Source organism: Limnobacter sp. SAORIC-690 (assembly GCF_002954425.1).
Taxonomy (GTDB): Bacteria; Pseudomonadota; Gammaproteobacteria; order Burkholderiales; family Burkholderiaceae_B; genus Limnobacter; species Limnobacter profundi.
Genome location: NZ_MQVZ01000001.1, coordinates 2348266 through 2374104, shown reverse-complemented (window position 1 = coordinate 2374104; position 25839 = coordinate 2348266). Strand labels below are relative to the sequence as shown.

The 25839-nt window shown below is 51.6% G+C and carries 27 protein-coding genes; 14 read left to right on the top strand and 13 right to left on the bottom strand.

Features of this window, described 5'->3' with window-relative positions:
• Nucleotides 1-230 precede the first annotated feature (230 nt).
• Nucleotides 231-683 (top strand): hypothetical protein, encoded by a 453-nt coding sequence (locus BSZ31_RS11325; RefSeq protein ID WP_105028842.1) that lies wholly within the window; start codon nucleotides 231-233, stop codon nucleotides 681-683.
• Between the two features lie 64 nt (nucleotides 684-747).
• Nucleotides 748-1524: a hypothetical protein gene (locus BSZ31_RS11320; protein ID WP_146106675.1), complete on the top strand. Its 777-nt coding sequence runs from the start codon at nucleotides 748-750 to the stop codon at nucleotides 1522-1524.
• A gap of 49 nt (nucleotides 1525-1573) precedes the next feature.
• On the opposite strand, the gene BSZ31_RS11315 is transcribed toward BSZ31_RS11320, so the two are convergent.
• The 9 genes from BSZ31_RS11315 to BSZ31_RS11275 all read right to left on the bottom strand — a co-directional run bounded on the left by BSZ31_RS11315 (nucleotide 1574) and on the right by BSZ31_RS11275 (nucleotide 9305).
• On the bottom strand, nucleotides 1574-1870 hold the full coding sequence (locus BSZ31_RS11315) for a hypothetical protein (protein WP_146106674.1): 297 nt from the start codon (nucleotides 1868-1870) through the stop codon (nucleotides 1574-1576).
• A 64-nt stretch (nucleotides 1871-1934) separates the two neighbouring features.
• Nucleotides 1935-2438 (bottom strand): tlde1 domain-containing protein, encoded by a 504-nt coding sequence (locus tag BSZ31_RS11310; protein ID WP_105028839.1) that lies wholly within the window; start codon nucleotides 2436-2438, stop codon nucleotides 1935-1937.
• Between the two features lie 133 nt (nucleotides 2439-2571).
• Nucleotides 2572-4980, bottom strand: a complete 2409-nt coding sequence (dnaB, locus tag BSZ31_RS11305; protein WP_348676819.1) for a replicative DNA helicase — start codon at nucleotides 4978-4980, stop codon at nucleotides 2572-2574.
• 164 nt (nucleotides 4981-5144) lie between these two features.
• Entirely contained in the window at nucleotides 5145-5597 is a 453-nt protein-coding gene (rplI, locus tag BSZ31_RS11300) for a 50S ribosomal protein L9 (RefSeq protein ID WP_105028837.1), read from the bottom strand.
• An 18-nt stretch (nucleotides 5598-5615) separates the two neighbouring features.
• On the bottom strand, nucleotides 5616-5885 hold the full coding sequence (gene rpsR / locus BSZ31_RS11295) for a 30S ribosomal protein S18 (protein ID WP_008249877.1): 270 nt from the start codon (nucleotides 5883-5885) through the stop codon (nucleotides 5616-5618).
• A gap of 25 nt (nucleotides 5886-5910) precedes the next feature.
• Nucleotides 5911-6261: a primosomal replication protein N gene (gene priB / locus BSZ31_RS11290; RefSeq protein WP_105028836.1), complete on the bottom strand. Its 351-nt coding sequence runs from the start codon at nucleotides 6259-6261 to the stop codon at nucleotides 5911-5913.
• Nucleotides 6262-6286: 25 nt separating this feature from the next.
• On the bottom strand, nucleotides 6287-6691 hold the full coding sequence (rpsF, locus tag BSZ31_RS11285) for a 30S ribosomal protein S6 (RefSeq protein WP_105028835.1): 405 nt from the start codon (nucleotides 6689-6691) through the stop codon (nucleotides 6287-6289).
• Nucleotides 6692-6830: 139 nt separating this feature from the next.
• The gene (locus tag BSZ31_RS11280) at nucleotides 6831-8522 is read right to left on the bottom strand and encodes an AMP-binding protein (protein ID WP_105028834.1); all 1692 of its coding nucleotides are present in this window, start codon (nucleotides 8520-8522) and stop codon (nucleotides 6831-6833) included.
• Between the two features lie 132 nt (nucleotides 8523-8654).
• On the bottom strand, nucleotides 8655-9305 hold the full coding sequence (locus BSZ31_RS11275) for a hypothetical protein (RefSeq protein ID WP_168426951.1): 651 nt from the start codon (nucleotides 9303-9305) through the stop codon (nucleotides 8655-8657).
• A 185-nt stretch (nucleotides 9306-9490) separates the two neighbouring features.
• On the opposite strand from BSZ31_RS11275, the gene BSZ31_RS11270 reads away from it, so the two are divergent.
• Genes BSZ31_RS11270 through BSZ31_RS11255 form a run of 4 tightly spaced genes read left to right on the top strand, consistent with a single transcriptional unit; the run spans nucleotide 9491 to nucleotide 14159 of the window.
• Nucleotides 9491-10945 carry a coniferyl aldehyde dehydrogenase gene (locus BSZ31_RS11270; protein WP_105028832.1) on the top strand — a complete coding sequence of 485 codons (1455 nt, stop codon included), beginning with the start codon at nucleotides 9491-9493 and terminating at the stop codon, nucleotides 10943-10945.
• 11 nt (nucleotides 10946-10956) lie between these two features.
• Complete coding sequence (locus BSZ31_RS11265; protein ID WP_146106672.1) at nucleotides 10957-11472, top strand: hypothetical protein; 516 nt, start codon at nucleotides 10957-10959, stop codon at nucleotides 11470-11472.
• A gap of 39 nt (nucleotides 11473-11511) precedes the next feature.
• A complete protein-coding gene (locus tag BSZ31_RS11260) occupies nucleotides 11512-13143 on the top strand; it encodes a GMC family oxidoreductase (RefSeq protein WP_240605698.1) in 1632 nt (543 codons plus the stop codon).
• A gap of 5 nt (nucleotides 13144-13148) precedes the next feature.
• The gene (locus BSZ31_RS11255) at nucleotides 13149-14159 is read left to right on the top strand and encodes an alpha/beta fold hydrolase (RefSeq protein ID WP_146106671.1); all 1011 of its coding nucleotides are present in this window, start codon (nucleotides 13149-13151) and stop codon (nucleotides 14157-14159) included.
• Nucleotides 14160-14168: 9 nt separating this feature from the next.
• Here the strand turns inward: BSZ31_RS11255 and BSZ31_RS11250 are convergent, their stop codons facing one another.
• Nucleotides 14169-16154, bottom strand: a complete 1986-nt coding sequence (locus tag BSZ31_RS11250; RefSeq protein ID WP_105028828.1) for an SDR family oxidoreductase — start codon at nucleotides 16152-16154, stop codon at nucleotides 14169-14171.
• 245 nt (nucleotides 16155-16399) lie between these two features.
• Between BSZ31_RS11250 and BSZ31_RS11245 the strand changes: the two genes are divergently transcribed.
• The 4 genes from BSZ31_RS11245 (at nucleotide 16400) to BSZ31_RS11230 (ending at nucleotide 19266) form a co-directional block, all read left to right on the top strand.
• Nucleotides 16400-16846 (top strand): phasin family protein, encoded by a 447-nt coding sequence (locus BSZ31_RS11245; protein ID WP_105028827.1) that lies wholly within the window; start codon nucleotides 16400-16402, stop codon nucleotides 16844-16846.
• A 71-nt stretch (nucleotides 16847-16917) separates the two neighbouring features.
• On the top strand, nucleotides 16918-18171 hold the full coding sequence (locus tag BSZ31_RS11240; protein WP_105028826.1) for a patatin family protein: 1254 nt from the start codon (nucleotides 16918-16920) through the stop codon (nucleotides 18169-18171).
• A 153-nt stretch (nucleotides 18172-18324) separates the two neighbouring features.
• Complete coding sequence (locus tag BSZ31_RS11235; protein WP_040512784.1) at nucleotides 18325-18993, top strand: TetR/AcrR family transcriptional regulator; 669 nt, start codon at nucleotides 18325-18327, stop codon at nucleotides 18991-18993.
• A gap of 18 nt (nucleotides 18994-19011) precedes the next feature.
• Nucleotides 19012-19266: an acyl-CoA-binding protein gene (locus tag BSZ31_RS11230; RefSeq protein ID WP_008249852.1), complete on the top strand. Its 255-nt coding sequence runs from the start codon at nucleotides 19012-19014 to the stop codon at nucleotides 19264-19266.
• On the opposite strand, the gene BSZ31_RS11225 is transcribed toward BSZ31_RS11230, so the two are convergent.
• Both BSZ31_RS11225 and BSZ31_RS11220 read right to left on the bottom strand, forming a co-directional pair.
• Complete coding sequence (locus BSZ31_RS11225) at nucleotides 19247-19657, bottom strand: helix-turn-helix transcriptional regulator (RefSeq protein WP_105028825.1); 411 nt, start codon at nucleotides 19655-19657, stop codon at nucleotides 19247-19249. The genes BSZ31_RS11230 and BSZ31_RS11225 overlap by 20 nt on opposite strands.
• A gap of 66 nt (nucleotides 19658-19723) precedes the next feature.
• Entirely contained in the window at nucleotides 19724-21325 is a 1602-nt protein-coding gene (locus tag BSZ31_RS11220) for a peptide chain release factor 3 (RefSeq protein ID WP_105029849.1), read from the bottom strand.
• Nucleotides 21326-21580: 255 nt separating this feature from the next.
• Here BSZ31_RS11220 and BSZ31_RS11215 point away from each other — a divergent pair, with 255 nt between their 5' ends.
• The 4 genes from BSZ31_RS11215 to BSZ31_RS16755 all read left to right on the top strand — a co-directional run bounded on the left by BSZ31_RS11215 (nucleotide 21581) and on the right by BSZ31_RS16755 (nucleotide 25563).
• Complete coding sequence (locus tag BSZ31_RS11215) at nucleotides 21581-22561, top strand: TAXI family TRAP transporter solute-binding subunit (protein ID WP_105028824.1); 981 nt, start codon at nucleotides 21581-21583, stop codon at nucleotides 22559-22561.
• A gap of 99 nt (nucleotides 22562-22660) precedes the next feature.
• Nucleotides 22661-23542, top strand: coding sequence for a hypothetical protein (locus tag BSZ31_RS17405; RefSeq protein ID WP_240605697.1), 882 nt, complete (start codon nucleotides 22661-22663; stop codon nucleotides 23540-23542).
• A gap of 11 nt (nucleotides 23543-23553) precedes the next feature.
• A complete protein-coding gene (locus BSZ31_RS11210) occupies nucleotides 23554-24849 on the top strand; it encodes a TRAP transporter fused permease subunit (protein ID WP_240605696.1) in 1296 nt (431 codons plus the stop codon).
• Nucleotides 24850-24987: 138 nt separating this feature from the next.
• Nucleotides 24988-25563, top strand: a complete 576-nt coding sequence (locus tag BSZ31_RS16755; RefSeq protein ID WP_146106670.1) for a hypothetical protein — start codon at nucleotides 24988-24990, stop codon at nucleotides 25561-25563.
• Nucleotides 25564-25659: 96 nt separating this feature from the next.
• On the opposite strand, the gene BSZ31_RS17595 is transcribed toward BSZ31_RS16755, so the two are convergent.
• Nucleotides 25660-25785: a hypothetical protein gene (locus BSZ31_RS17595; protein ID WP_255411427.1), complete on the bottom strand. Its 126-nt coding sequence runs from the start codon at nucleotides 25783-25785 to the stop codon at nucleotides 25660-25662.
• Nucleotides 25786-25839: the final 54 nt, after the last annotated feature.

Sequence of the window (25839 nt, the reverse complement as noted above, 5' to 3'; positions counted from 1 at the left end):
GCAAGTGCCTTGTACTAGCGGGTGATTTTGCCCTAGCTATTTGACCAAACGGAATCAGACTGAAATACATTTCATTACTTAAACTTTTTGGATATACGGCATAACCCTGCGAAGTGGAAATGATTCAGTGCCCTTGGTGTTGGGTACGAGCGGAGACTGGATATTCCATAATCAATTAGTATTCAGATACGAAGTTTAAGTGACGTTAACCCAAACATGGAGACACACCCATGGCACATACGAACATCGACTTGTTCAACCGATTTGCGTTGGCGCTCTTCGCAGAGCTATACAAAAGCTTTCCGGTTCCCGCCGACCTAGACTTTGAATCAATAATGATGTCAGTGATACCAGATAACGCAGATGATGAGCGAACCTTTAACTCCTTGGCAATCACGAGCGAAGCGGTTAACTTTCTTGAGACGGAGGGCTTTCTCCATATCGGATTCAAAAGCATGAACCGCCGAGAATTTAGTCAGGTCCGATTGACTATGAAAGGTCTGGCAATTCTTGACTCAGTGCCAACGTCTTTGGAAAAAAGAGAGTCGCTCATCTCGTCCATTAGCGCAATTACAAAGAAGGGGCTCAAGCAAGCCGCTTCAGACCAGGTCAGTGACCTAGCAAAGCATGTCTTCACACTGGCCATTGCATCCGGGCCCACCCTCACGAGCTTGCTGCGATGATGCAGGCTAAAAAAGCAAATCGTGATGGACTTGCAGCGGTATCGCGTTGGGACCACTAATCACCATGAACAGCACATTGAAAGCTATTTTTCTTCAAGAGGCACTGCGACTTGCACTACGCCGCCCTGCCCCAACTCGTATTCCTCGCACTCTACCTCGTGCAGCTACTATTGACTGTTACGTAGTGACTCTATCAAATAGCGATGAAGGATGGTCTATGCTCATTGAATCCCGGAACGATGAGATGGTGGCAGGCAGCTGGTTAAACAAGGATAGGTACGACGCTGAAGCGACTCTTCTGCCGCAGGCACTGCGAAAGGTAGAATTCGAGGGTACGCACTTCCTTGGTCCGTACGAATTCAAATACCATAGTCCAGTTAAGTTCGTCGTCCACCAATGGCTGAGGTTGCCGTACATTACAGTCCTGAGAGACAGACTCGAGCAGTTTCAATTCAATCGACAGCATCTCGTACGTATGGATCGCATCGCCATTCTGCGTCACGTATACGAGGCTTCTCTAGAAACCCCTCGTCGCGAAGTCTCAAGTATTACAGTGGCGGCCAGTATTTACTCAAATCGTATCTTCTTTCATCCGGACAAAAACAGGATGTTAAATCACTGCCGACTTCTTCTTGACTCGCTTGTTGCATCTGGAGACCTAGCAGCTACAGGAACGGTCTATACACTTGCTCCCACCGCACTGCAAACACTCTCACAGTATGAAGAGGAAGAACGTCGTCATCTAGACGTGCTCTCGCAACAGTGTGCACTCAAGTGGTTTACTTTCGTGTTGATAGCGGTCGGTCTCTTGCAAGCCTATATCACTTGGATGAAACCATAAGCCCTTGTCATATTCTGGAAGAGGACGTAGCGCACCCATGTATTACGCATTAAGCACTCATTGAAGTTCTGAAAAGTTTGCCCCTTCTTTTCCACACCACCAACCCCACTACCCCAAGCAACCAAACAATTGCTGCGGCATGGGCGTTTATTGAATAAGACTGCCCTGCTTCCGCAACAATTGCGGGGCCGAGATCAAATGAATGCACCTCCATCAACATGCTAACAAACCACAATGCGGGGTAAACCAAGGCCAGCACGAATAGCGCCCAGTGAATACGCAAAGCCACACCAGCAAACAAAAAACCCAAGGCGGCATACAGCCACATATCTTGAATTTGGGGCAATTTATCAAGTACCTCTGCATGAGCACAAAGCGGCAAAAAACAGCAGACGATTGCGAAGAAATTTTTATTCCGCATCGGAGTATTCCACTGTTAATGGGACATGACAATTTACCGACTTACCTAACAAGCTTTTCAAATCTTTGATGAATTGATTCATTGAAGAGGTCAAATCAATACAGCCTGCGCTACCCGGAATATCGCCTCCGTGAATAAAAAAACCGCCTCGCGCATGGGTTTGGGTCCCGGGACTAACGCGAATCGTGATTCGGTAATCACCCCATGCGGATCGCGAGGATACAAGCAAACTTTTAATCGCGTTATTCTCCCAAATGTCAGCAGGGCTAATCCAGTAACTCCCTTCAGGAATGGGTCCTTGATTGGAAACCTTTTGCCTTTCTACAGAGTAATCAAACTTGCTGTCAACGGGCTTGCCAGACACCGCGGGGTAAGTTTTCAGCACCCCAGTAGCAGTTTGTATTTTGAAAATTTTTCCATCAAAGTGAAGGCTGATCACAGATTTCGCGCAAGCTGGTACTTCTGGTCGTCTTATTTCATGGGCGTATTTCATCAAAAAGTCCCAAATCGAAAAAAGAGCAGTCTAAACATGTTCAGCCGGGAGTTACAAACACACCTTCGAGCCTGTGTGACTTGAGCAATACCGTTTGTAACCACAACAAACCCGACTCAGCGCGGAACCCGACTCACTCCCCTTCCGGCTGCATTCCAGCGTAATTCTCAAACTTGGTGTACATGCCCAGGAAAGTTACGCGCACCGTGCCAATTGGGCCATTACGCTGCTTGCCGATGATAATTTCAGCAGTTCCTTTGTCGGGTGAATCGGGGTTGTAAACCTCATCGCGGTAAATGAACAAAATCACGTCGGCATCCTGCTCAATGGCGCCCGATTCTCGCAGGTCACTCATCACCGGGCGTTTGTTTGGCCGCTGTTCCAGCGAGCGGTTCAGCTGCGAAAGCGCGATCACCGGGCAGTTCAATTCTTTTGCCAAACCTTTCAATGAACGTGAAATTTCTGAAATTTCAGTGGCACGGTTTTCACCCGGAGACGAAGAGCCCATCAACTGCAAGTAATCGATGATGACCAACCCAAGCTGGCCACACTGGCGTGCCAAGCGCCGGCAACGCGCGCGCACTTCCATCGAAGACAAGGCGGGCGTTTCATCAATAAACAGCTGTGCATTCTGCATCTTCTCGACTGCGTAGGTCAATCGTGGCCAGTCTTCATCAGTCAGTCGCCCGGTTCTTAGGCGGTGTTGATCCAAACGCCCCACGGAGCCCAGCAAACGCATCGCCAATTGGGTGGCGCCCATTTCCATGGAGAACACAGCCACTGCATGACCCTCTTCCACAGCCACGTGTTCGCCAATGTTCAAGCTGAATGCAGTATTGTGCGTCACCACAAAATCGTTGGTGATGTATGTACGCGTGGGGTGACTTACAGAAATACACTGCGCTTGCGCCATGCGCACAGGCTCAATGCTTTGAAAAGTGATTCGGCGTGTGCGCTGCCAGTCGGTGCGCAGTCGCGCCTTCTTTTCTTCAAGCGTAAACACCTGCTGCCCATCGGCAAAGCTCATGTTCAACACATAAGCCAAACGCCCTTCTTTGTGTTCGCCCTTGCTGGTGTAATGCGTATTTTTGGTTGCAATTGAACAAAACCCACCCAGTGAACGTGCAAGGTAGGCCACATCATTGGCCAGTTGCTCGCTTACCGTGGCAAATCGAATCGAACCCCAGGATTCTATCCAGCCATCGGTATCCAACAGGCCCTGTAACAAGGCCAACCGCGCCGCCTTATTGGCTTTCAGATAATGTTCAGGAATAAATTTATTGTGGCTGACACAACCCAGCACACCCAGATCGTTCAGAGCTTGGCGGAAGTAACTAGGCTGACTGGTGCGAGCACCATTGGCAAGCATTCTGCCTTTCCACACCACCCGATAGTCGTAGGCCTGTGCATGAACCAATTCCATGTCATGTCCAAGTAATGCATTCATTCTGTGCACCAACTCTTCCGACTTGGTGGAAAACATCACACTGCTGTGGCTGAAGGCCAAAGTGCCATCGCCCAGCAGGGCACCCAGTACCCAGGGGTCAATTGGCAACACATCGTTGTGACCGAAATCACCAGTCACAGTGTCGATCCACAAGCGGTTTTTGTAACGAACACAGCCCAGCATTTCCGTCAGGCGCTTGGTGCTAATCACGCGGGGCTCGGCCCAGTCGCGGTACATCACACGCCACAAATGTTCATCACAGCACTCGGCACTGCGACCGTCTGAAAATACCACTTTATAAATCTGCTTTTCGCCTTGGGGAAATACCCCCGTGACCAGGGATGACTTTCCATCCATAGATGCCAAAGCATCGCCCACGCGCAACTCGCCCATAGTTACCCAGCCGCTTGGCGTTTTAACCAAGGCATCAAGTGGCTGCGCTTTGCCCATTGAGGGTCTTCCGGCAACAATAATCAAGTCACCGGGCTGCAGGCCCGATGTTTTGCCATCCAAATCTACGAAACCGGTCGAAATGCCGGTGATGTCGCTGGTGCTGTCGCGGTGATAAAGCTCATCGATTCGCTCAACCACTTTGCTCAGCACCGGCTGCAATTCTTGAAAACCACCCGCGCCGCGCGCGCCGTCTTCAGCAATCTTGAAAATCTTGCTTTCCGCTTCGTCGAGAATGGTTTTGGTGTCTTTGCCTTGCGGGTTCAGCGCGGTGGTCGCAATGTCATCGCTGATCGTAATCAGCCTGCGCAGCACGGCGCGGTCGCGCACAATTTCTGCATAGCGGCGAATGTTGGCGGCCGAGGGCGTGTTGGTGGCCAGGGTGTTCAAGTAAGCCAAACCACCCACATCTTCAGCCTTGCCCGAAGACTGCAGCGATTCATACACAGTAATGACATCAGCCGGCTTGGAGCCGTCAATCAGCTTGGCAATGTGCTCAAAAATAACCCGGTGATCGTAGCGGTAAAAATCTTCGGCTCGAATCACATCGCCAATTTTGTCCCAGGCTTGGTTGTCCAGCAGCAAGCCGCCCACCACCGATTGCTCCGATTCGAGCGAGTGAGGCGGAACGCGCAGGCCCGTCATTTCTTGTTCTGTAAGTCGATTTTCGGACATAGTTTCGCAATAGAAAAAGGCCACCCTGAGGTGACCTTTTTTGTGGGTTCAGGCAGACCGAAAAGTATAACCGAATGTGGTTAAACCCTAGGCTCTAATTCGCCTTAAAACCGGGTATGGCTGAAGCGCTTTGATTAAGCTGCTTCGCCAGCCACCACAACTTTCACGTCTACAACCACGTCAGGGTGCAGGGCAACAGTCACAGTGTGCTCGCCAGCAATTTTCAGCGCGCCGTTGGGCATGCGTACTTGTGCTTTTTCAACTTTCAGGCCAGAGGCATTCAGTGCGGCAGCGATGTCGTGATTGGTTACCGAACCAAACAAACGACCATCCACAGCGGCTTTTTCGCTCAGCTGGACAGTGGTTTCGCTCAACTTGGCACCCAGGGCCTGGGCGGCGGCCAGCTTTTCAGCAGCAGCTTTTTCCAGTTCGGCACGGCGAGCCTGGAATTCGGCGATTGCTGATTCTGTGGCGCGCTTGGCTTTGCCATAAGGAATCAAGAAGTTACGTGCGTAGCCGTCTTTTACGCGAACCACGTCACCCAGTTGACCCAAGTTGGGCATTTTTTCAAGAAGAATTACTTGCATGGTGTTCTCCCGTACTGCTTAGTGGTTGTCGGTGTAAGGCAGCAAAGCCAGGAAACGTGCGCGCTTGATCGCTGTGTCCAACTGGCGCTGATAATTCGCCTTGGTACCAGTGATACGAGCGGGCATGATCTTGCCGTTTTCGCTGATGAAATCCTTGAGCGTGTCGATGTCTTTGTAATCGATTTGCTCTACCTTGCCCACTGTGAAGCGGCAAAACTTCTTGCGCTTGAACAAGGGGTTCTGTTGTGGACGACGTCCCTTGCGATCATTTTTACGACCAAAAGCCATAATATTCTCCAACTATTTCAAGTCTTCAACATTCGCGCACTGCGCAAACATGGAATCGAAGACTTTTTGATTTGTGCGAACGAAGCGCTATGAATCCGGTCCAGTTTTTCAGGCTTCCCACTTCAAGACCACTGACTTGGTTGGCTGCCACACCCAGCGCTACCGCCGAAACTGTGCACTTCACCATTCTTGGCTTGCTGGCTTCAAGCTGCTCACTGTCGTGCTCAAGCTCGAATTCGCAAATGGGCAAACCTGCCGGGGTGTATCGCAATATTGATTTTGCAACCAATGTGGCGGTCAAGGTGAACTGGTTAATGCCAGCCTTTCCTTCTTCCCCAAACTTGTCTGAATTTTCCGCTGCTTCCTCCTGATTCATTGATTCAGTGTTGTGCTAAGACGATTTACTCGTCGTCACCCTCGTCTGAATCGGAACTGTCGTCGTTTGAAGACGCAGTGGCAGAAGCGGCCTTACGCTCTTGCTCACGCTGAACTTCCTTCATCATTGGAGAAGGCGCGGTTTCAGCTTTTTTCATCTTCACAGTCAAGTGACGCAGTACGGCATCGTTGAATTTAAACGCAGTTTCCAGTTCTTCAAGAACTTCCTGGCTGCATTCAATGTTCAACAACACATAGTGTGCTTTGGCCAGTTTCTGGATTGGGTAAGCCAATTGGCGACGGCCCCAATCTTCGTGGCGGTGTACTTTGCCGCCGTTGGCTTCGATGGTTCCACGATACTTCTCAACCATGGCAGGCACTTGCTCGCTTTGGTCGGGATGCACGATGAAAGCAATTTCATAGTGACGCATTGATAAACTCCTATGGATTTTCCACAATTGGAAAAGCCGCCGCACCCCCGTGGTGCAGCAGCAGGTAGCCCGAAATTATAGTGGGTTTTCAAGAAACAGGCAACGGCCTAGCGCTGCCACCTGCCTAAAACACGGAAAATCAGGCAGTTTGCTCTTGCAAACGCTTCTTTTCCATGTCGCGAAGCTCCCGGCGAAGCACTTTGCCCACCGGACTCTTGGGCAATTCCTTCATGAATTCCACATGGCGTGGAATTTTGTAGGCAGTCATGTGTTTGCGGCAATGTTCAATTACCTGCTCGGCTGTTAAATCGGGGTCTTTTTTAACCACAAACAGCTTTACCGCCTCGCCGGTTTTGCTGTCAGGCACGCCCACGGCAGCCGCTTCAAAAATACCATTCAATAGCGTGGCCACAGCTTCAATTTCTTTGGGGTACACGTTAAAACCGGACACGAGAATCATGTCTTTCTTGCGATCGGTGATATAGAAGTAGCCGTTTTCGTCCATGTAGGCGATATCGCCGGTTTTCAGCCAACCGTCTTGGGTCAGAATTTCAGCGGTTTCACGTGGCTTGTTCCAGTAACCGCGCATCACCTGCGGGCCTTTCAAGCACAATTCGCCTTCCTGGCCCACCGGCAATTCATTAAAGTCATCGTCACGAATTGTCACGTCAGTGGACGGTACGGGTAAACCAATCGATCCGTTGTACTCCTCGTGCAGGGGATTAATACACACTGCGGGCGAGGCCTCGGTTAAACCATAAGCCTCCGATAAACGCGTACCTGTCACTTTCTTCCAGCGATCAGCCACCGCAGGCTCAATGGCGGCACCACCGCCCAACACCAGCTTCACATGGGAAAAATCCACTTGCTCAAAGCCTGGCGTATTCAACAAACCATTGAATAAGGTGTTTACCCCCGTCAACGCCGTAAACGGCACCGCAGCCAGCGTTTTTACGAAGGCTTTCATGTTTCGGGGATCAGTAATCAACAGGCAATGCCCGCCCACCTTGATGAAGACCAGAATGTTCGCAGTCAGGCAGAAGATGTGATACATCGGCAGCGCCGTGATGGCAATTTCCTTGCCCTCTTCAATGTCCTGGTTCAACCAGGCCGATGCTTGCTGCAGGTTGGCCACAATATTGCCATGGGTCAGCATGGCACCCTTGGCTACGCCGGTGGTGCCACCTGTGTATTGCAAAAAGGCCAGGTCGTCGTGGGTGATGTTCACCTTGCGCAGCTCATTGTTGCGCCCCTGGGCCAAGGCCTTCTTGAAAGTAATAGTCCCTGCAATATTGAATGCTGGCACCAGCTTCTTCACATAGCGCACCACAAAATTCAGCAAAACACGCTTGAAGAAACCGTGCATTTCACCCATGGAAGCCAGCACAATGTGCTCGACAGGCGTATTTTTGATTACCTTTTCCAGCGTGTGAGCTACGTTCTCAAACACCACAATCACTTTAGCGCCTGAGTCCCGCAGTTGATGTTCAAGCTCGGTGGGGGTGTACAACGGATTCACGTTCACGGCGACGAAACCAGCGCGGATTGCACCCAACATGGCAACAGGGTATTGCAGCAGATTGGGCATCATGAAGGCGACACGGTCGCCTTTTTTCATGCCAGGCAGGCTTTGAAGGTAGGCACCAAAATCGCGGGTTAGTGAATCCAGGCGCTCGTAGGTCAGCGCCGTACCCATGTTGCTGAATGCGGTTTTGTCGGCGAACTTGCGACTTGCGTCCTCAAAAATATCCCGAATAGAGGGGTACTGATCCAAATCAACCGACGTGGGTACGCCCGGCGGGTAGCTCTGAATCCAGGCTTTATCTGTCACAAATGTCTCCTTTTTGTGCGCACTGCCGTGCTTCGCAACTGTTTTGTATTGATGGAAAACAATACCGGAATATCAAAGAGCTTGGATTCTAATGCACTACGATTGCGATGTGTACCTGCACCGTGGGTGCGGTCAAGGAAATTTCGACAAGGTACCTTGTCGAATCCCTTCAAGGATGGACATTTCACGTTCTTGAATCAACTGAAAAAACAGGGTTGGCTTTTCTAGCGAAGCGAAAGCATCCAGGCCTTGACTTAGAAAATCGTGGAAATCCTCTAAATTCGCCTTTTGCGCTGCACCACGTGTCATCTTCATCAATGGCCGTAAAAAAGGCAGGCGCATCAACTTGCGCAAGGATTCACCCACCTCGCGAACCAACAAAATTTGACGCTCTCGCAAATCGAATTGCCCTTGTTTTCTAAAAGCTTCAATGTAAGATTTTTCTTTAAGTAAATTATCAGAATAAAACTCTTTTTCATTGATAAACAAGGTTATTTCATCATCCATCAGCTCAGCCAAATAATCCATGTAAATCACTTTTCTCACCGTATCCACGGCACCGCCGGGCAGCAACTTTTCCAGCTTGGGCAACACCCTTTCAACTTGGTGGTCACGGGTGCTGACATCGTGCGTGCAGTACAGTTGATCCAGGAAAAAGCGACAAGCTGCGCGCATGCCCTGGTCTTCAAGCAGATCCTTATAAGTACATTCCAACCTACTGTTTTGAAATATTTTTATCTCTTTCTTTAAACGCATAAACTCGACTGAACGCCCCTCACCCACGCGAAGGGCTGTGATGGCTTTTTGTAATTCAAGGGGTGAACTGTGAATGTCAATCATGGCGATTCAATTGCAGTTGAATGGTGAAGCCCCACATCGTTTGCTGCACAGCAGCACAAATCAGACATGGAAAATAGTCAAAATTTATGTTTACATCCGTTAATGTTAAACCGGAGAGTGAGACAACAATGAATGCCCCATCCAAAGCACACGGCCAAGAATTGACAGCAGCAGAACTAAAAGCAACTTTGGAGTCCTTGAAGCAAGCTTACCGCATCAACCCCTACCCGGAGTGGAGCCAGCGCAAAGCCTGGCTGATGGCGTTGAGCGACATGATTTACGACAACAAGTTGAGAATCGCAGAGGCCATTTCGGAAGATTTCGGTTATCGCTCAAAAAATGACACCTTGTTAGCAGAAGTATTTCCCTCACTGGAAGGCATTCGCCACGCCATCAAACACGGTAAAAGCTGGATGAAGCCTCGCAATGAAGGCGCCAGCATTTGGTTCAAACCTGCCAGCACCAGCCTCATGCCACAACCTTTGGGCGTGGTGGGTGTGATCGTGCCCTGGAATTATCCCTTGTTTTTATCCATCGGCCCCATGATTGCTGCGCTTGCGGCGGGCAACCGTGTATTCATCAAGATGAGCGAATACACCCCCCGCTTCAGTGCCCTGCTCGATGAATTGCTAGCCAAAGCACTGGGCCGCGAGGTGGTACAGGTGATCAACGGTGGCCCTGAGGTTGCTGCCGAGTTTTCTCGCCTGCCGTTCGACCACCTGCTGTTCACTGGGTCTACCCCAGTCGGCAAAATGGTGATGAAGGCCGCCAGTGAAAACCTGGTGCCGGTGACACTTGAACTGGGCGGCAAAAGCCCTGTAATCATCACCGCGCCCACCGTGGCCAACCCCGGCCGGTTTGAAAATGCAATTGCGCGTACATTGTCCGGCAAGTCGATTAATGCCGGGCAAACCTGTATTGCCCCCGACTACTTGATGGTTCCGGAAGGCTGTGAAGAGCAATTGATTTCACACGCCAAGGCAATTATTGATCGCCGCTTCCCGGACGGAATTTTGTCCAAAGACTTCACCGGCATTGTTTCTGACCGCCATGCCACCCGCTTACAACGCTTAATTGACGAAGCCGCGGAACAAGGTGCGCGCGTGGTGACACTCATGAAAACTGCCGACAGCCCGGGCCGTAAAATTCCAATGACCCTGGTGTTCAACGCCAAGCCAGACTCCATGCTGATGCGGGAAGAGATTTTTGGTCCGGTGCTGCCCGTAATCACATACAAACGCCTGGATGAAGCCCTGGATTACATCAACGACCGCCCTCGCCCGCTGGCTTTGTATTTGTTTGACGATGAATCAAAAACCCAGGACATGGTCATGAAACAAACCATTGCTGGTGGTGTTTGCCTGAATGAAACCTTGTTCCATATTGCACAGGAAAACCTGCCATTTGGCGGCGTGGGCGACTCGGGTATGGGCCACTACCACGGCAAATTCGGTTTTGACACCATGACCAAACTGAAGCCGATTTTCAAACAAAGCCGTTTCCACGTCATGGAAATGTTGTCGCCACCCTATGACAACAAAATGTTTGCCTTCATGACCAAACTGCTGACCCGCAAGGTATAAACAGAAGCTTCATGAACAGACGTCAATTTTTTAAGTTCGGTGCTGCCGGTTTGCTGTTGGCCGGCGGCCTGAGTTGGCTGGGCAAGCACTTTGCCAAAGTGGAAGTTGTCGCCGGTCAGCCTGTGGTCCAGCAACAGCACATACCCATGCTTAAGGCCATTGCTGAGGGTTTGCTGGATCCTGCACTGCCCACCACGGGCAGAACGCAGTCCATTGAATCTGCTGTCAATGCGTTCGTGGATGCCAGTAGAACCTTGGCACCCAGTGCGCAAGCCGAACTGGGCCAACTGCTGAACATTCTTGAAAATCCGGTGGGAAGAAGGCTGATTGCCGATTTGGGCAGCAGTTGGGAGCAAGCATCACCGGCGCAGGTGCAAGCCTTCCTGGTTTCGTTCCGCGACCACCCCATTCCGGCACTCCAACCCGGCTACCATGCCCTTCACGACCTGATGATGGCAGGCTGGTATGGACTGCCCAGCCAGTGGACCGACATGGGCTACCCGGGCCCACCTTTCCAAGTTCTCTGACCTTCACATTCACCAATGACTGAACAAGAAATGAAACCTATGGGTACCTTATCCAGTGGATTAGTGCCCGACCTGTTCGCAGCCGGCATCGCGAATGGCTGGAAAGCCTATGAGGCACACAAGCGCGAAATGCCCAAGCAGATGAGCGCGGATGTGGTGATTATTGGCACCGGTGCGGGTGGTGGCATTACCGCAGAAATTTGCGCCAAAGCTGGCTTGAAGGTGTTGTTGATTGAAGAGGGTCCGCTAAAGACTTCGAAAGACTTCAAAATGCTGGAGTCGGTGGCCTACCCCACGCTATACCAAGAAAGCGCTGGCCGCAAAACGGCCGACAAGGCCATCAATATTTTGCAGGGACGCACAGTGGGTGGGTCGACCACGGTGAACTGGACCTCCAGCTTCAGAACACCGGCAGACACATTGGCATTCTGGCAAAACCAGTTTGCCCTGAAAGACATGACCGTGGAAAACATGGCCACGTGGTTTGAACAGGCCGAGCGGCGCTTGAACATCGCGGACTGGCAAGTACCACCCAATGAAAACAACGATATTCTGCGCCGTGGCGCTGAAGCCAAAGGAATTTCCTGGGGTGCCATTCGGCGCAATGTGAAAGACTGCTGGAACTTGGGCTACTGCGGCATGGGTTGCCCCACCAACGCCAAGCAATCCATGCTGGTTTCAACCATTCCAACTGCGCTTGATCATGGTGCGGAACTGGTCGCTTCCCTGCGCGCGCATTCCTTCAAAATTTCCCAGGGCCGCATTAGAACCCTACGCTGCCAGGTCATGAATCCCGATGGCGTGCTGCCTTCTGGCAAGGAGGTGGAAGTCACAGCCAAACATTTTGTGCTGGCTGGTGGATCGATCAACAGCCCCGCAGTGTTGTTGCGCTCGAACGCGACTGATCCGCACGACCGTTTGGGCGAACGCACCTTTTTGCATCCCGTTGTCATTTCAGCCGCAAGAATGGAACAGGAAGTGCGCGCCGATGCAGGCGCTCCCCAAACCATTTACAGCGACCATTATTTGCACACGGACCCGATTGATGGCCCGGTAGGCTTCAAGCTGGAGGCACCACCCCTGCACCCAGTCATTTTTGCATCAACCCTGCCTGGTTTTGCGAAAAAGCATTCAGACGTGATGCGCAACTTCTCGAAAACGCACATGCAACTGGCTTTGCTGCGCGATGGTTTCAATTCCGGCAGTGTGGGCGGGCAAGTGCGCTTGAACAGCGACGGCAGCCCGGTGCTGGACTACAAGCTAACCCCGGCAATTTGGGATGCTGCACGCAGAGCCTTGGTAGCCATGGCCGAGCTTCAACACGCTGCCGGCGCGCTGAGCACTCTGCCTGTGCACGAGTACTCCAAACCGGCCAACAACATTGATGAAGCTTTGAAGCAGATCAATGAACTCGACATGAAACCACTGAGTATGAAAGTAGTTTCCGCCCACGTGATGGGTGGTTGTGCCATGGCAGGCGAAGAAAAGCTGGGTGTTGTACGCCCTGACGGACGCCATTGGCAAATCGAGAATTTGTCGATTCACGATGGTTCGTTGTTCCCCACCAGCATTGGTGCAAACCCTCAACTGTCCATTTACGGTTTGACCAACAAACTGAGCCAGCAATTGGTGGCTGAGCTGACTGGCCAAGCCGCCACAGCGCTGGCTTAAGCACCATGATTCGCCACCTGAACAGGCTGTACTGGATTGGATACATTTCAGTCATGTTCGGCCTGTATTGGGCACTTCATCATTGGTTTGGTGTTCGAGCCGACGATGCGGCCGTTGTGGCAATCAGCCTGGTGGCAGGCCTGCTGTTTGCAGCACACATCGGCTTTAACATTTCGGGTTTTGCCCTTTCCTACAGTGTTCGCCAAATTCCGCAAGTGCGTGACAAAGGGCTGCACTTCCACAGCACCGAGGGAGAAGGATTTCACCGTCTCAGCCTGGCACGTTGGGTTAAAGCAGTGTTGGCAGAAAGCCTTGCGTCGCTCAAGTTAATCACGCTGCTTCAACCCTGGGCACCCAAGCCGGACGGCATTCAATTGGCTGGCAAAGCCTGGCGCAAGAAAAAGCCACTGCCCGTGTTGTTGGTGCACGGGTATTTGTGCAATTCCGCTGTGTGGGCAGGTACACGCGCCCTGCTTGATCGCGCCGATGTAAGCACCCATGCAATTACTCTTGAACCGGCCATTGGTTCAATTCGCAGTTATTCCGATGCGATTCATGAAGCAATCGACGAATTGCTTGTGGCTACAGGTGCGCCTCAAGTGAAAATTATTGCGCACAGCATGGGCGGTGTGGCAGTACGCTACCATGCCACGGAATACGGGCATCACAGAATTGCCGGCATGATCACCATTGGCAGCCCACACTACGGTACGGCTTTGTCTACCTTGGGTATTGGCAAAAATGTGAAACAAATGGCTTGGGGAAGCTTCTTCTTGAAAACCCTTCGCGAGCACCCAACCGACAGGGAATTTCAAACCAAAATTTGGTCCCTCTGGAGTCCGCAGGACAACATTGTGTGCCCACCGGCGTCAAGCAAGCTGGAGTTTGGAAAAAACACCGCTGTGCCCGGTTGCGGGCACGTGGCTTTGGTGAATGACTCCACCACGGAAGACCTGATTCTCAACTGGCTTGCAGAAGATGCACAGGCCTACCCGTTGGCGGAAAACCGGGCCTGACCCGAATACTTAGAAGTGGATACCTTGCATCAGGGTTGAGAACGCAACCTGTTCTGCAGATGGACCGCCGCCCTTCTTGCCTTTGGCCGCCGATTCCGAATCCGGGAACATGCGGAAAGACGTATTCATCAAAATTTGAGCCGGCTTGGGGATCAGTGCATGCATCACCTGCCCCAACACACCCAAGCGCGTCGCAATACGAACCGGCTTGTGAATCACTGCTTGCGCAATCAAATCGGCAGCCTGCTCGGGGCTTAGCGTGGGTACGTTGTTGTACAACTTGGTGGGCGCAATCATGGGTGTGCGCACCAGCGGCATATTGATGGTGGTGAAAGTGATGTTCAAGTCCGCGAACTCGGATGCTGCGCAACGCGTCCATGCATCCAATGCGCCTTTGGAGGCCACATAGGCTGAAAAGCGCGGCGCGTTGGTCAACACGCCAATTGAAGAAATATTCACCACATGGCCTTTGCGCCGCTCCATCATTTTTGGCAACAAACCATAAGTAACACGCAAAGCACCGAAATAGTTCAACTGCATGGTGCGCTCCAGATCATGGAAGCGGTCAAAGCTGTTTTCAATACCACGGCGAATTGAACGGCCTGCGTTGTTTACCAAAATATCGACGTGACCGAAATCGGCCAGCAATTGCGCAACAAATCGGTCGCAATCCTGCATATCGGCGATGTCGACGGAGTAGGTGTGCAGGGTGTTGCCTTCGGAATTGATCAAGGCCTTGGCCTCTGCCAGCTTTTCTTCATCGCGGCCGCAAATCACGGTAATCGCACCGGCAGCTGCAAATTTTTGCGCGGCAGCCAAACCAATGCCGGATGAACCACCGGTGATGAGCACCACCTTGTCCTTGACCTGACCAGTCAAGCTGCGGTCGATGAACAAATCGGGATCCAGGTGACGCTCCCAGTAATCCCAAATGGCCCATGCGTAGTCCTCTAGTCTCGGGCATTCAATGCCACTGCCATCCAGTGCTGCCAAAGTTTGGCGGCAATCGTAACGGGTTGGCCAGTTGATGTAACCAAAAACCTCCTCAGGCAGGGCCAGGTCTTTTAACAAAGCGTTGCGAATGCGGCGAACAGGGGTCAAGCTCATCAAACCCTTTTTCACGGCACCGGGTACAAAACCGAACATGGCTGCATTGATTCGCATTTCCATTTTAGGTGCGTGGGCTGCACGTGCAAATATGTTCAGCACGTCACCAATTCGGTTGGGGCTGGGGTCAACCAAATGGAAGGCTTTGCCATCCAGATCCGGCTGATGCGCGATGTGGTCCATGGCATTCACCACAAAATCCACAGGTACAATGTTGATGCGACCACCTTCGATGCCAATAGTGGGCACCCAAGAGGGCAGCAATTTGCGCATTTTCTGGATCAACTTGAACAGGTAATACGGCCCGTCAATCTTGTCCATCTCGCCGGTTTTGGAATCACCCACCACAAAACCTGGGCGATACACCCGCCAAGCGCCTTTTACTTTCTTGCGCACAATTTCTTCGGAATCGTGTTTGGTGCGGAAATACGGGTGATCCAGATTCTCTGCTTCTTCGAACATGTCTTCGCGGAACACACCCTCATACAATCCAGCGGCCGCGATTGACGAAGTTAACTGAAAGCAGCCCGCGCCAATTGCATTGGCCAGATCCACTGCGTTCTCGGTGCCTTTGATGTTGGTTTCCTGCTGGCTTTCCGCATCAGCGGCCAAATCGTAAATGGCTGCCAGGTGAAAAAAATGGGCAATATTTTTGTTCAGCTCTTTAATCTCGGTGGCTTTCAATCCCAACTTGGGTTTGGTCAAGTCGCCAACCACCGGAACACACTGCCCTTTTTTCGCACCCCAATACTTTTGAAGTTCGGGTACTTTGTCTAAGCTTGATTCACGAATCAGGAAGTAAATGGTGCCTTTGCGCTTTTGCTCAATCAAGCGCTTCACCAATCGTTTACCGATGAAGCCAGTGGCTCCGGTCACAAAATAATTCATGTATGTCTTCTCCGCGCGGGGTTTTTTTATGGAAGATACGTCTTTGGAAGGCTTACTATAACTGCCCGCCCGAAATTCTCAAACTCCATGCGGGCTCTGACGGTGTTTTGTCAGCACCGTGCTTACGGGAAAACACGAGGTAGGGTTTAGTGTGCCTTCTCTAGTGTGGCATCGATAAACTACTACAATAAACAAAAAAGGCAGCGGCCCCAATGGGCCATTTCGCCATCACAAGGAGAGACAACATGGCCGGTAAGAAAAAGCCCATCAAAGGTGCAGTAGACAGCGCGCAACAATTGTGGACAGCTGGCGTGGGCGCCATTACCAAAGCGCAGGAAGAAAGCAACCGTGTTTTGGAAAACCTGGTCAAGGAAGGCCATGAAATTCAGGAGCGAACCGTGAAATTTGCAGATCAAAAAGTGGTTGAAGTGACAGGCAAAGTCAGCAAGCTGGCTGGCTCAGTGTCCAGCAAGGCAACCCAGCACTGGGACAAACTGGAGCAGGTTTTTGAAGAGCGCGTGGCTCGCGCACTGGGTCGTTTGGGCGTTCCTACCAACAAGGACGTTCAACAACTGTCAGAAAGAATCGATCAATTGTCCGCCGCCATTGCTGAATTGACCGGCAAGAAAGTGGACACCAAGGCGCCCGCCGCCAAGCGCACCACCGCGCGCACCAAAAAGTCTGCTGAGTAATTGAATCCTTTGTCGACAAGGCCAACGTCGGTCTTGTCGAACACTCTTTGGGGCCGGAGCTCACAACCCGCATGAACAAACACAACCCTGGCCCGAAAATCGGGTTGGCCTTGGCTGGTGGCGGCCCCTTGGGCGCCATTTATGAAATTGGTGCACTGGTTGCACTTTCCGAGGCAATTGACGGACTCGACCTGAACGACATGAGTGTTTATGTCGGTGTTTCCGCCGGGGGCATAGTTGCCACAGGTTTGGCGCACGATTTAACACCCCATCAAATTTACAAGCTATTCATTGAAGGCGAACCCGAAGAGTTTGCCTTCGACCCTTCCATTTTGTTGCGCCCGGCCTGGAAAGAATACTGGATGCGCCTGCGAAAGGTGCCCGGTTTACTGGGCACCGCTGTATCCGATTACTTTTTGCGCGATGACGCCACCTGGGTCAGTTGCATTGAACGTTTAGGCGCAGCCATTCCCACAGGCTTGTTCAATGGCGATGAATTGCATGAATGGATGGCGGACCTGATTGCCAAAGGTGGTGGCACCAACGATTTTCGCAGCCTTCGCAACCGCCTCATTCTGGTGGCCACTGATCTGGATTCCGGTGATTCCATTCCTTTCGGCATGCCCGGGTTTGATGACGTGCCAATCTCCAAAGCGGTTCAGGCCTCTGCCTCGCTGCCCGGCCTGTTCCCTCCCACGCGCATTGCCAACCGGCATTACGTGGACGGCGCGCTGAAAAAAACCCTACATGCCTCCACTGCGTTGAAAGAAGGCGTGGAACTGTTGATTTGCCTGAACCCGCTGGTACCCTACGACGACAGGCTGAACCCCAAAAACCACCGCCGTCGCGCCAAAGGCAAAGCTTTCCAGCCGGGGTCACGGTTATACGAGGGCGGCTTGCCCCTTGTGTTGTCACAAACATTCAGATCAATCATCCATTCTCGTATGGACATTGGCATGGAACGTTATGGGCACCTGTATCCCAATGCCGATATTGTGTTGTTTGAACCCCAACATGGCGACGGCGAATTTTTCTTCACCAACCCCTTCAGCTATGCCAGCCGACGCCGCTTGTGTGAACACGCTTACCAACGCACCCGCGAAGAACTGTGGGCACGCCGTTACGATTTGGCTGAACGGTTTTCGCGGCATGGGCTGGAGCTGAACCTGGAAGTTTTAAAAGACCCAACACTGCATTTGAGCAACAAGATCAGCAAGAAAGCAGCCCGTGCAGGATCAATGGTGTCCAAATTTGACCAGCTTGAAGACTCGCTGAATGAGCTTGATCGCTACCTACGGATCGCAAAAACCAGAAATGCTGCCTAATGACGCCATTACTCACTGGTAACAATGGCAGCGAAGCCCCAAATACTCGACAAAACAACGTAGACTAATCATATTCAAAACACCAATAACAGACTTGCTGCATGAAGTCTTAAGCTTGATCAGGACTTTGGCCAGACAGGAGACGACCAGAACATGGAACGCAAGCCTCCAAGAAGAACAAGAGAACGAATTCTTGATTTGTCGTTAAGGCTTTTCAATGAATTCGGGGAGCCGAATATTACGACCACCGTGATCGCCGATGAAATGAACATCAGCCCCGGTAACCTGTACTATCACTTCCGCAACAAAGATGACATCGTCAACAGCATTTTTGCCAGTTTCGAAAAAGAAATTGATGGTCTGCTCGACGTGCCCGGTAACCGCCAAGCCAACATCGAAGATGCCTGGCTGTATCTTCAGGTGTCGTTCGAACTGATTTGGCGCTATCGCTTTTTGTACCGCGATTTGAACGATTTGCTGTCGCGCAACCGTACCCTGGAAATTCATTTCAAACGCATCCTGAAACACAAAGTGGATGTTGCACGCCGCCTGTGCCAGGGCCTGGTCGAATCTGGCGACATGATGGCCTCGCAAGCGCAAATCAATGCACTGGCCACCAACATGGTGGTAGTTGCCACTTACTGGCTGTCATTTGAATATGTGCGCGACCCACGCCACTTCAACGATGAAGCAACGATGAGTGCTGCACTGGCCAATGGCGTGTATCAGGTAATGTGTTTGCTGGCGCCCTATTTGCAAGGCAATGCCAAAGAGCTGTTTGAAAGCCTGGCCCAATCTTTTATTACTGAAGAAAACACATAACAAGACTTAGGAGAACTTATGAGCGACTTGAAAGCCCGTTTTGAAAAGGCTGTTGCGGAATCAAAATCACTGCCCGCCCGCCCTGACAATCAAACCCTGTTGAAAATTTACGCCCTCTTCAAACAATCCACGGAAGGCGATAACACCGGCAAACGCCCAGGATTCACAGACATTGTTGGTCGTGCAAAATACGATGCATGGAAAGGCCTTGAGGGCACAAGCAATGACCAGGCCATGCAAAATTACATCGACCTCATCGAGTCGTTGAAGTAAACCAAAAACTGTCTGGACATAAAAACCGGCCGTAAAGGCCGGTTTTTTTATGGTTGTTTGAAAAAATCAGGCAGCTGCTTGAATCAACTGGCACAGAATCCAGCTTGGCCGCCACGTGCACGCACACTGTGCGGCAAAGCTCCACCACCGTGGGTTCTTTCACTTGATACAACACCAAAGTACCCTCTTTGCGGCGCTGTAAAACACCAGCACGGTACATCAAATTCAGGTGGCGTGAAATATTCGATTGGGTGGAATCCACCTCTTCCACGATGTCGTTTACAGACTTCTCGCCGTTGCACAATGCATGAATTATCTTAAGCCGGGTGGGCTCAGAAAGCACCGCAAAATAGCCAGACACTTGTTCCAGCAGGGAATCCAGTTCACTCATAGCATGACCGATGTGTTTTTTATATTGACACGATTGTACCCCCGTTTTCAAACGGGGGTGGGGGGCTCAGTGATTGGCCAGCAAAAGCCCGGCGTGTTCACGCATGGGGTGAAACTCGATGGTTTCCCATCGCTTCTGCATTACATCCAGATCGAACCTCGATGTTGCCAAAAAAGCATGGGTATCAGCAGCATCAGTCACCATGCGACCCACATTGGCATCCATAAACCGCCGCAAGTCGTTGGTGTTTTTACTGGTCACCCAACGGGCGCAACTGTAACGGCTTGGCGCCAAACGCACCTCGACTCCGTATTCGCCCTTCAAACGCGCCTGCACCACTTCAAATTGAAGCTGCCCAATGGCACCCAACAACATTTCTGAACCCAGCAATGGCTTGAACACCTGGATGGCGCCCTCCTGGCCTAATTCCATCAGCCCTTTTTGCAGTTGCTTGCTGCGCATGGGGTCTTTCAATTCAACGGAGGCAAACAATTCTGGTGCAAAAAACGGCAACCCCGTAAATTGCAAGCCTTCCCCTTCACTGAGCGAGTCACCCAGCTGCAAACCGCCGTGAGTAGTTAATCCAATAATGTCGCCGGCGTAGGCTTCGTCAACCCGATCTCGACGCTGAGAAAGAAAAGTCACCACACTGGTGGGGCGAAAATCTTTGCCGGTGCGCAGCACCTTGAACTTCATACCATGCTCAAAGCGACCAGAGAGCACCCGCACAAAGGCAATGCGGTCGCGGTGGGAGGGGTCCATGTTTGCCTGAATCTTGAACACCACACCACTGAACTTGCTTTCAGTGGGTGCCACCTCACGCTCGATCGCTTTGCGCGGCCCTGGATGAGGCGCTACATCCACCAATGCATCCAGCACTTCCTGCACACCAAAGTTGTTCACCGCTGAACCGAAAAACATGGGAGTTTGCTTGCCTGCCAGAAACTCAGCGGCATCAAAGCTGGGCGCAGCTGTGGTAACCAGATCAATTTCCTGCTCAGCTTGCTGGAACTCGGCACCAAACCTGCTCCGCAGCAATTCGCGATTGTCGCCGTCAATCACCTCATCATCCTCGCGACGGCGATCTGCACCCGGGGTAAACACACGCATGTGGTTCTTGCGAATGTCGAAAATACCGTGAAACAGCTTGCCCTGCCCCACAGGCCAGGCAAACGGCACACAGGGAATGCCAAGCGTACTTTCAATCTCGTCCATCAATTCAAGTGGATCACGCACCTCGCGGTCCATCTTGTTGACGAAGGTAATGATTGGCGTGTTTCGCGCACGGCACACTTCAATCAAACGCAAAGTTTGTGGCTCAACACCATTGGCGGCGTCAATCACCATCAAGGCTGCATCCACCGCAGTAAGCACTCTGTAGGTGTCTTCGGAAAAATCCTGGTGACCTGGGGTGTCGAGCAGGTTGATCACCTGATCGCGATACTCCATCTGCATCACCGAGCTGGCCACGGAAATACCACGCTGCTTTTCAATTTCCATCCAGTCCGACGTGGCGTGGCGACTCGCCTTGCGCGCCTTCACGCTACCCGCAATTTGAATGGCACCCGCAAACAGCAATAACTTTTCAGTCAGTGTAGTTTTGCCCGCATCGGGGTGGGAAATAATTGCAAACGTTCGACGACGCTTGACTTCAGATTCAATGGACACAGCAGCCCTTTGGCGCAAAAGCCGTGATTTTACACGCCCAAGGGGTTAAATTCATCTTCTTTCATTTTCATATTAATTTATAAATTAATAATTGAATACAAACCCTGTTGCGGACATCACGTATTGCTCATTTTAATTATAAATAAGACATTACAACGGTGTTTTTGCACACTCGACTCGTTCAAATAAGGAACGATAACAACCACAAAGCCCAAACCCAATGGGCACAGTTACATCAAATCATAGGGGATACCAATGAAAGCAATTCTGGCAAAATCCGCCGTTGCAATCAGCCTGGCCGCAATGGCCATGGGTGCAGCTCACGCCGACAAATCCAAGTGGCCCAAAAGCTTTACGGTAGGCACGGCCTCACAAGGCGGAACTTATTATGCTTACGGCGCCGGCTGGGCAAATCTGGTCGCAGACACCGTAGGCATCACAGGTGGGGCTGAAGTGACGGGCGGTCCTACGCAGAACCTTGCTTTGGTTCACACCGGCAAGCTGGCATTTGGCATGACCACCATGGGTCCCGCTCGCGAGGCTTTGGACGGAAAAAGCCCCTTGGCTCCCGGCCTGAAAATGAACAAGGTGTGCGCCATGTTCCCTATGTATCAAACTCCATTCTCAGTCACCGTGCTGTCCTCCAGTGGCATCAAATCGATCAAAGACATTCCGCCTGGCTCAAAAATCGGTTTCGGCCCGGCAGGCTCCACTTCCGACACCTACTTTCCCAAAATGCTTGAAACACTGGGCGTTAAATTTGAACGCCGAAATGGTGGCTGGAGCGATTTGGGCGGTCAGCTGCAGGATGGCTTGATCGACGTAGTCGCCTTCGCCGCTGGTGTGCCCATTCCAGCAGTAACCCAGCTTGAAGTACAAACCAAGATCAACATTCTTGAATTTACGGAAGCTGAGCAAAAGAAGATCATGGACACCTACCCAGTGTCTGCGTTCCCCATCAAGGCCAACACCTACAAGACGTTGACCCAGGACGCACGTGCTGTGTCCATGTGGAACTACGCGATTGCCAACTGCGACTTGCCTGAAAGCTTTGTGTACGAGGCCACCAAGGCCGTGCTGGACAACAATGAAAAAATGTTGACCATTCACAAAGGTGCACGCACAACCCTGGCGGAAAACTGGGATAAAAATACCTTCATCCCTTTCCACCCCGGTGCCGCCAAGTACTACGAGGAAAAAGGTTTCACAATTCCAGCGAACCTGAAACTGAAGTAAACATCGATCAATCCATTTGATCCAGTGAGCGCCGGGTATTGCATTGAACACCCGGCGCGCTCGCGCAACCAGTCTTACTATTCTTGAATCGGTCCCATCATGTCCACTCCCTCTAGCGCATCCAGCACTGACGCAGAAGATCGTCTCATCGCCCAAGGCGTCGACGACGAACCCCCCGCGAACAACCAGCGAACATTCACCCAGCGAGCGGCTTTGCTCGTTTCAATCCTGTCCGCAGGCTACGCCTTTTGGCATGTTTTCTCGTTGAATGTAGCCCCGGTGGAAACCTGGGCCTTTCGCATTCTTCACGTGGCTGGCGCACTGATCATCGGCTTCATCGCCTACTCATCTGCCAATGTTGACCAACCCCAGCGCGGTAATCAAAGCCTGATCAAGGCACTTGCAGCAATACTGGCCTTGCCAGCGATCTATGCCCTTTACACGGTATACGACATGCAGCAGATCATCGCCGCAGGTGAGATGATTACCCCGGAAATGGAAGTCAACCAGTTTGGTATTCCATTGGCCGTGGCTACCTTGAGCGCGATTGTTGCCAGCTGGTTTTTTCGCCCGGAAGGCTCAAAGTTCAATTGGCTTGATGGCACTCTGGTACTGACCGTGATCGCCAGCACCGCCTACCTCATGGTTCACCTCGATGGAACGGCATTGCGCATGCGAGCCGGAACACCTTTCGCCTCACCCGGCAACGCGTGGGCAGCCATGGTAGGTTTGGCACTTATTCTCGAGCTTACACGCCGCGTGGCCGGCAGCGCCTTGGTCATCATCTCGGTAATATTCGTGGTGTATTCATTTGTTGGCCCTTACCTGCCCGGCTTTTTGACGCACGACGGCTTCGATTTCAGCCGCTTTTTCTCGTACATCTACACCGATGCGGGCGTGCTGGGTGCCACCACTGCGGTGTCCTCTACCTACATTATTTTGTTCATCGTTTTCGCCGCTTTTCTTCAGGCTCCAAAGTAGGCGATTACTTTGTGAACTTCGCATTCGCGGCCGCAGGCCGTGCGCGCGGCGGCCCTGCGAAAGTGGCTGTTTTCGCCTCAGGCTTGATGGGCATGATCAATGGCACCAGCGCAGGCAATGTGGTTGCCACAGGATCCTTGACCATACCCTTGATGAAAAAAGTGGGTTACAACGGAAAAACAGCCGGCGCCATTGAAGCCGCTGCATCCACGGGCGGGCAAATCATGCCTCCCATCATGGGAGCAGGCGCGTTCATCATGGCGGAAATTACAGGAATCCCTTACTCGGAAATTGCAATCGCTGCAGTCATTCCTGCCGTGCTGTATTTTCTGTCTACCTATTTGATGGTCGACTTCGAGGCAGCAAAACTCGGCATGCGTGGTATGCGCTCCGATGAACTGCCGCAATTCTCGAAAATGGTGAAGCAGGTCTACCTGTTCATTCCTATCATTATTCTGATTGTCGCTCTGTTCATGGGTTACTCGGTGATTCGTGCAGGCACCTTGGCCACCGCAGCGGCGGCTGTGGTTAGCTGGCTGTCGCCATTCAAAATGGGACCCAAAAGCATATTCAAGGCCTTCGACTTGGCAGGGGTTATGTCCATTCAAATCATCACGGTGTGTGCCTGTGCTGGCATCATCGTGGGGGTGATTGCCTTGACTGGCGTAGGCGCGCGATTCTCCTCCATCCTATTGGACATTGCCGAAAATTCGCAATTGGTCGCCTTGTTCTTTGCAATGTGCATTGCAATTCTGCTGGGTATGGGCATGCCAACCACAGCCGCCTATGCAGTGGCTGCATCGGTTGTTGCACCAGGCCTGATCGAGCTGGGCATTCAGCCCTTGGTGGCTCACTTCTTTGTGTTTTACTTTGCTGTCATCTCGGCCATTACGCCGCCAGTCGCCCTGGCCTCGTATGCTGCTGCAGGTATTTCCGGTGCGAACCCAATGGCGACTTCGTTTACTTCCTTCAAAATTGGTCTGACTGCATTTATTGTGCCGTTTATGTTTTTTTACAACGCAGCCTTGCTGATGGAAGGCGAGTGGTTCGTCATTTTGCGTGCCTTTGTTACAGCCTGTATTGGTGTGTTTTTCCTGGCCGCCGCAATTCAGGGCTGGTTCTGGGGAGCACATTCAAATTGGGTAGTACGCGGTATTTTGCTGATCGCCGCGCTCTGCATGATTGAGGGCGGTTTGTACACCGACATTGGTGGCGCAGTACTGGCTGTTGTAGCAATTGTTCTTAATAAGTTCTTTAAAGGAAAACCGGCACCGGAACCCATGGTTCAGGCCAAGGGAATGGATTAAAAACGCAGTGCCTTGAGGCTTCTACACCCTTTTTTAGTGTAGAGCCTCAGGTTCAAACCCTTTCATTGCGTAATCGATTTCCCTATAGTGCGAAGTGTCACGAAATTTGACTACCCGCTACCCCAAGGAGATCTCACGATGTACGCTTTCGAAAAAACAGCTGAATTGCTGACCAAAACCAACACCGAACTGAAGAACCAGCACCAAGCCGCTGCCAAGGCCCTGAACAGCCTGGTACAAGCACAATTCGGCCTGCTGTCACAAGGTTTGGGCAACGCATTCACCGCTGCTGAAAAGCTGCCTTTGGCCGACAAGCCTGTGGTTGTTAACGCACGTACAGAGATCAAGCAAGGCTTGGAAAAAGTAGTTGGCGTGAGCCAGGTTTACACACAGAAGGGTGTTGAGCTGTTCGAACAGCAACTGCCAGTTGTGATCGACAAAGGCTTCTCTTATGCAGCCTTGGCTTTGTCACAAGCCGAGTCTTTGACCGAAAACGCGATCACCATGGGTGTAAGCGCTTTGGAACAAGCCAAAAAAAACGAAACACTGAAGCCCGCCATTGAACAAGCTGAGCAAATTGCTGCCCAGTTGTTCGAAAAAATTGGCGTAAAAGGTGAAGCTGGCGCGAAAAAAGCTGCCAAGAAGCCTGCCGCCAAGAAAGCTGCTGCCCCACGCGCCAAGCGTGCTGCAGCGGCCCCGAAGGCTTCAGTCTGAAAGGACATGGCCCAGCTTGAGCTGAGCTTTGAGTAAATAAAAAACCCTCGAGAATTCGAGGGTTTTTTATGGGCCTGATGAAATATCAATAAAACTTTACAGCAACCACAAAATCAGGCCGTAGCACACACTGGCGCCCAGAACGCCAACAAACCACTCTCTTTTGGCCTCCAACTCGCCCAGCATGGTCACGTCAAAGCTCTTGTTTGCGAAATCGTCCATGGTAATACTCCCGGTGCATAATGCACATGTGTGTTGATGCCTCTATTTAAGTGC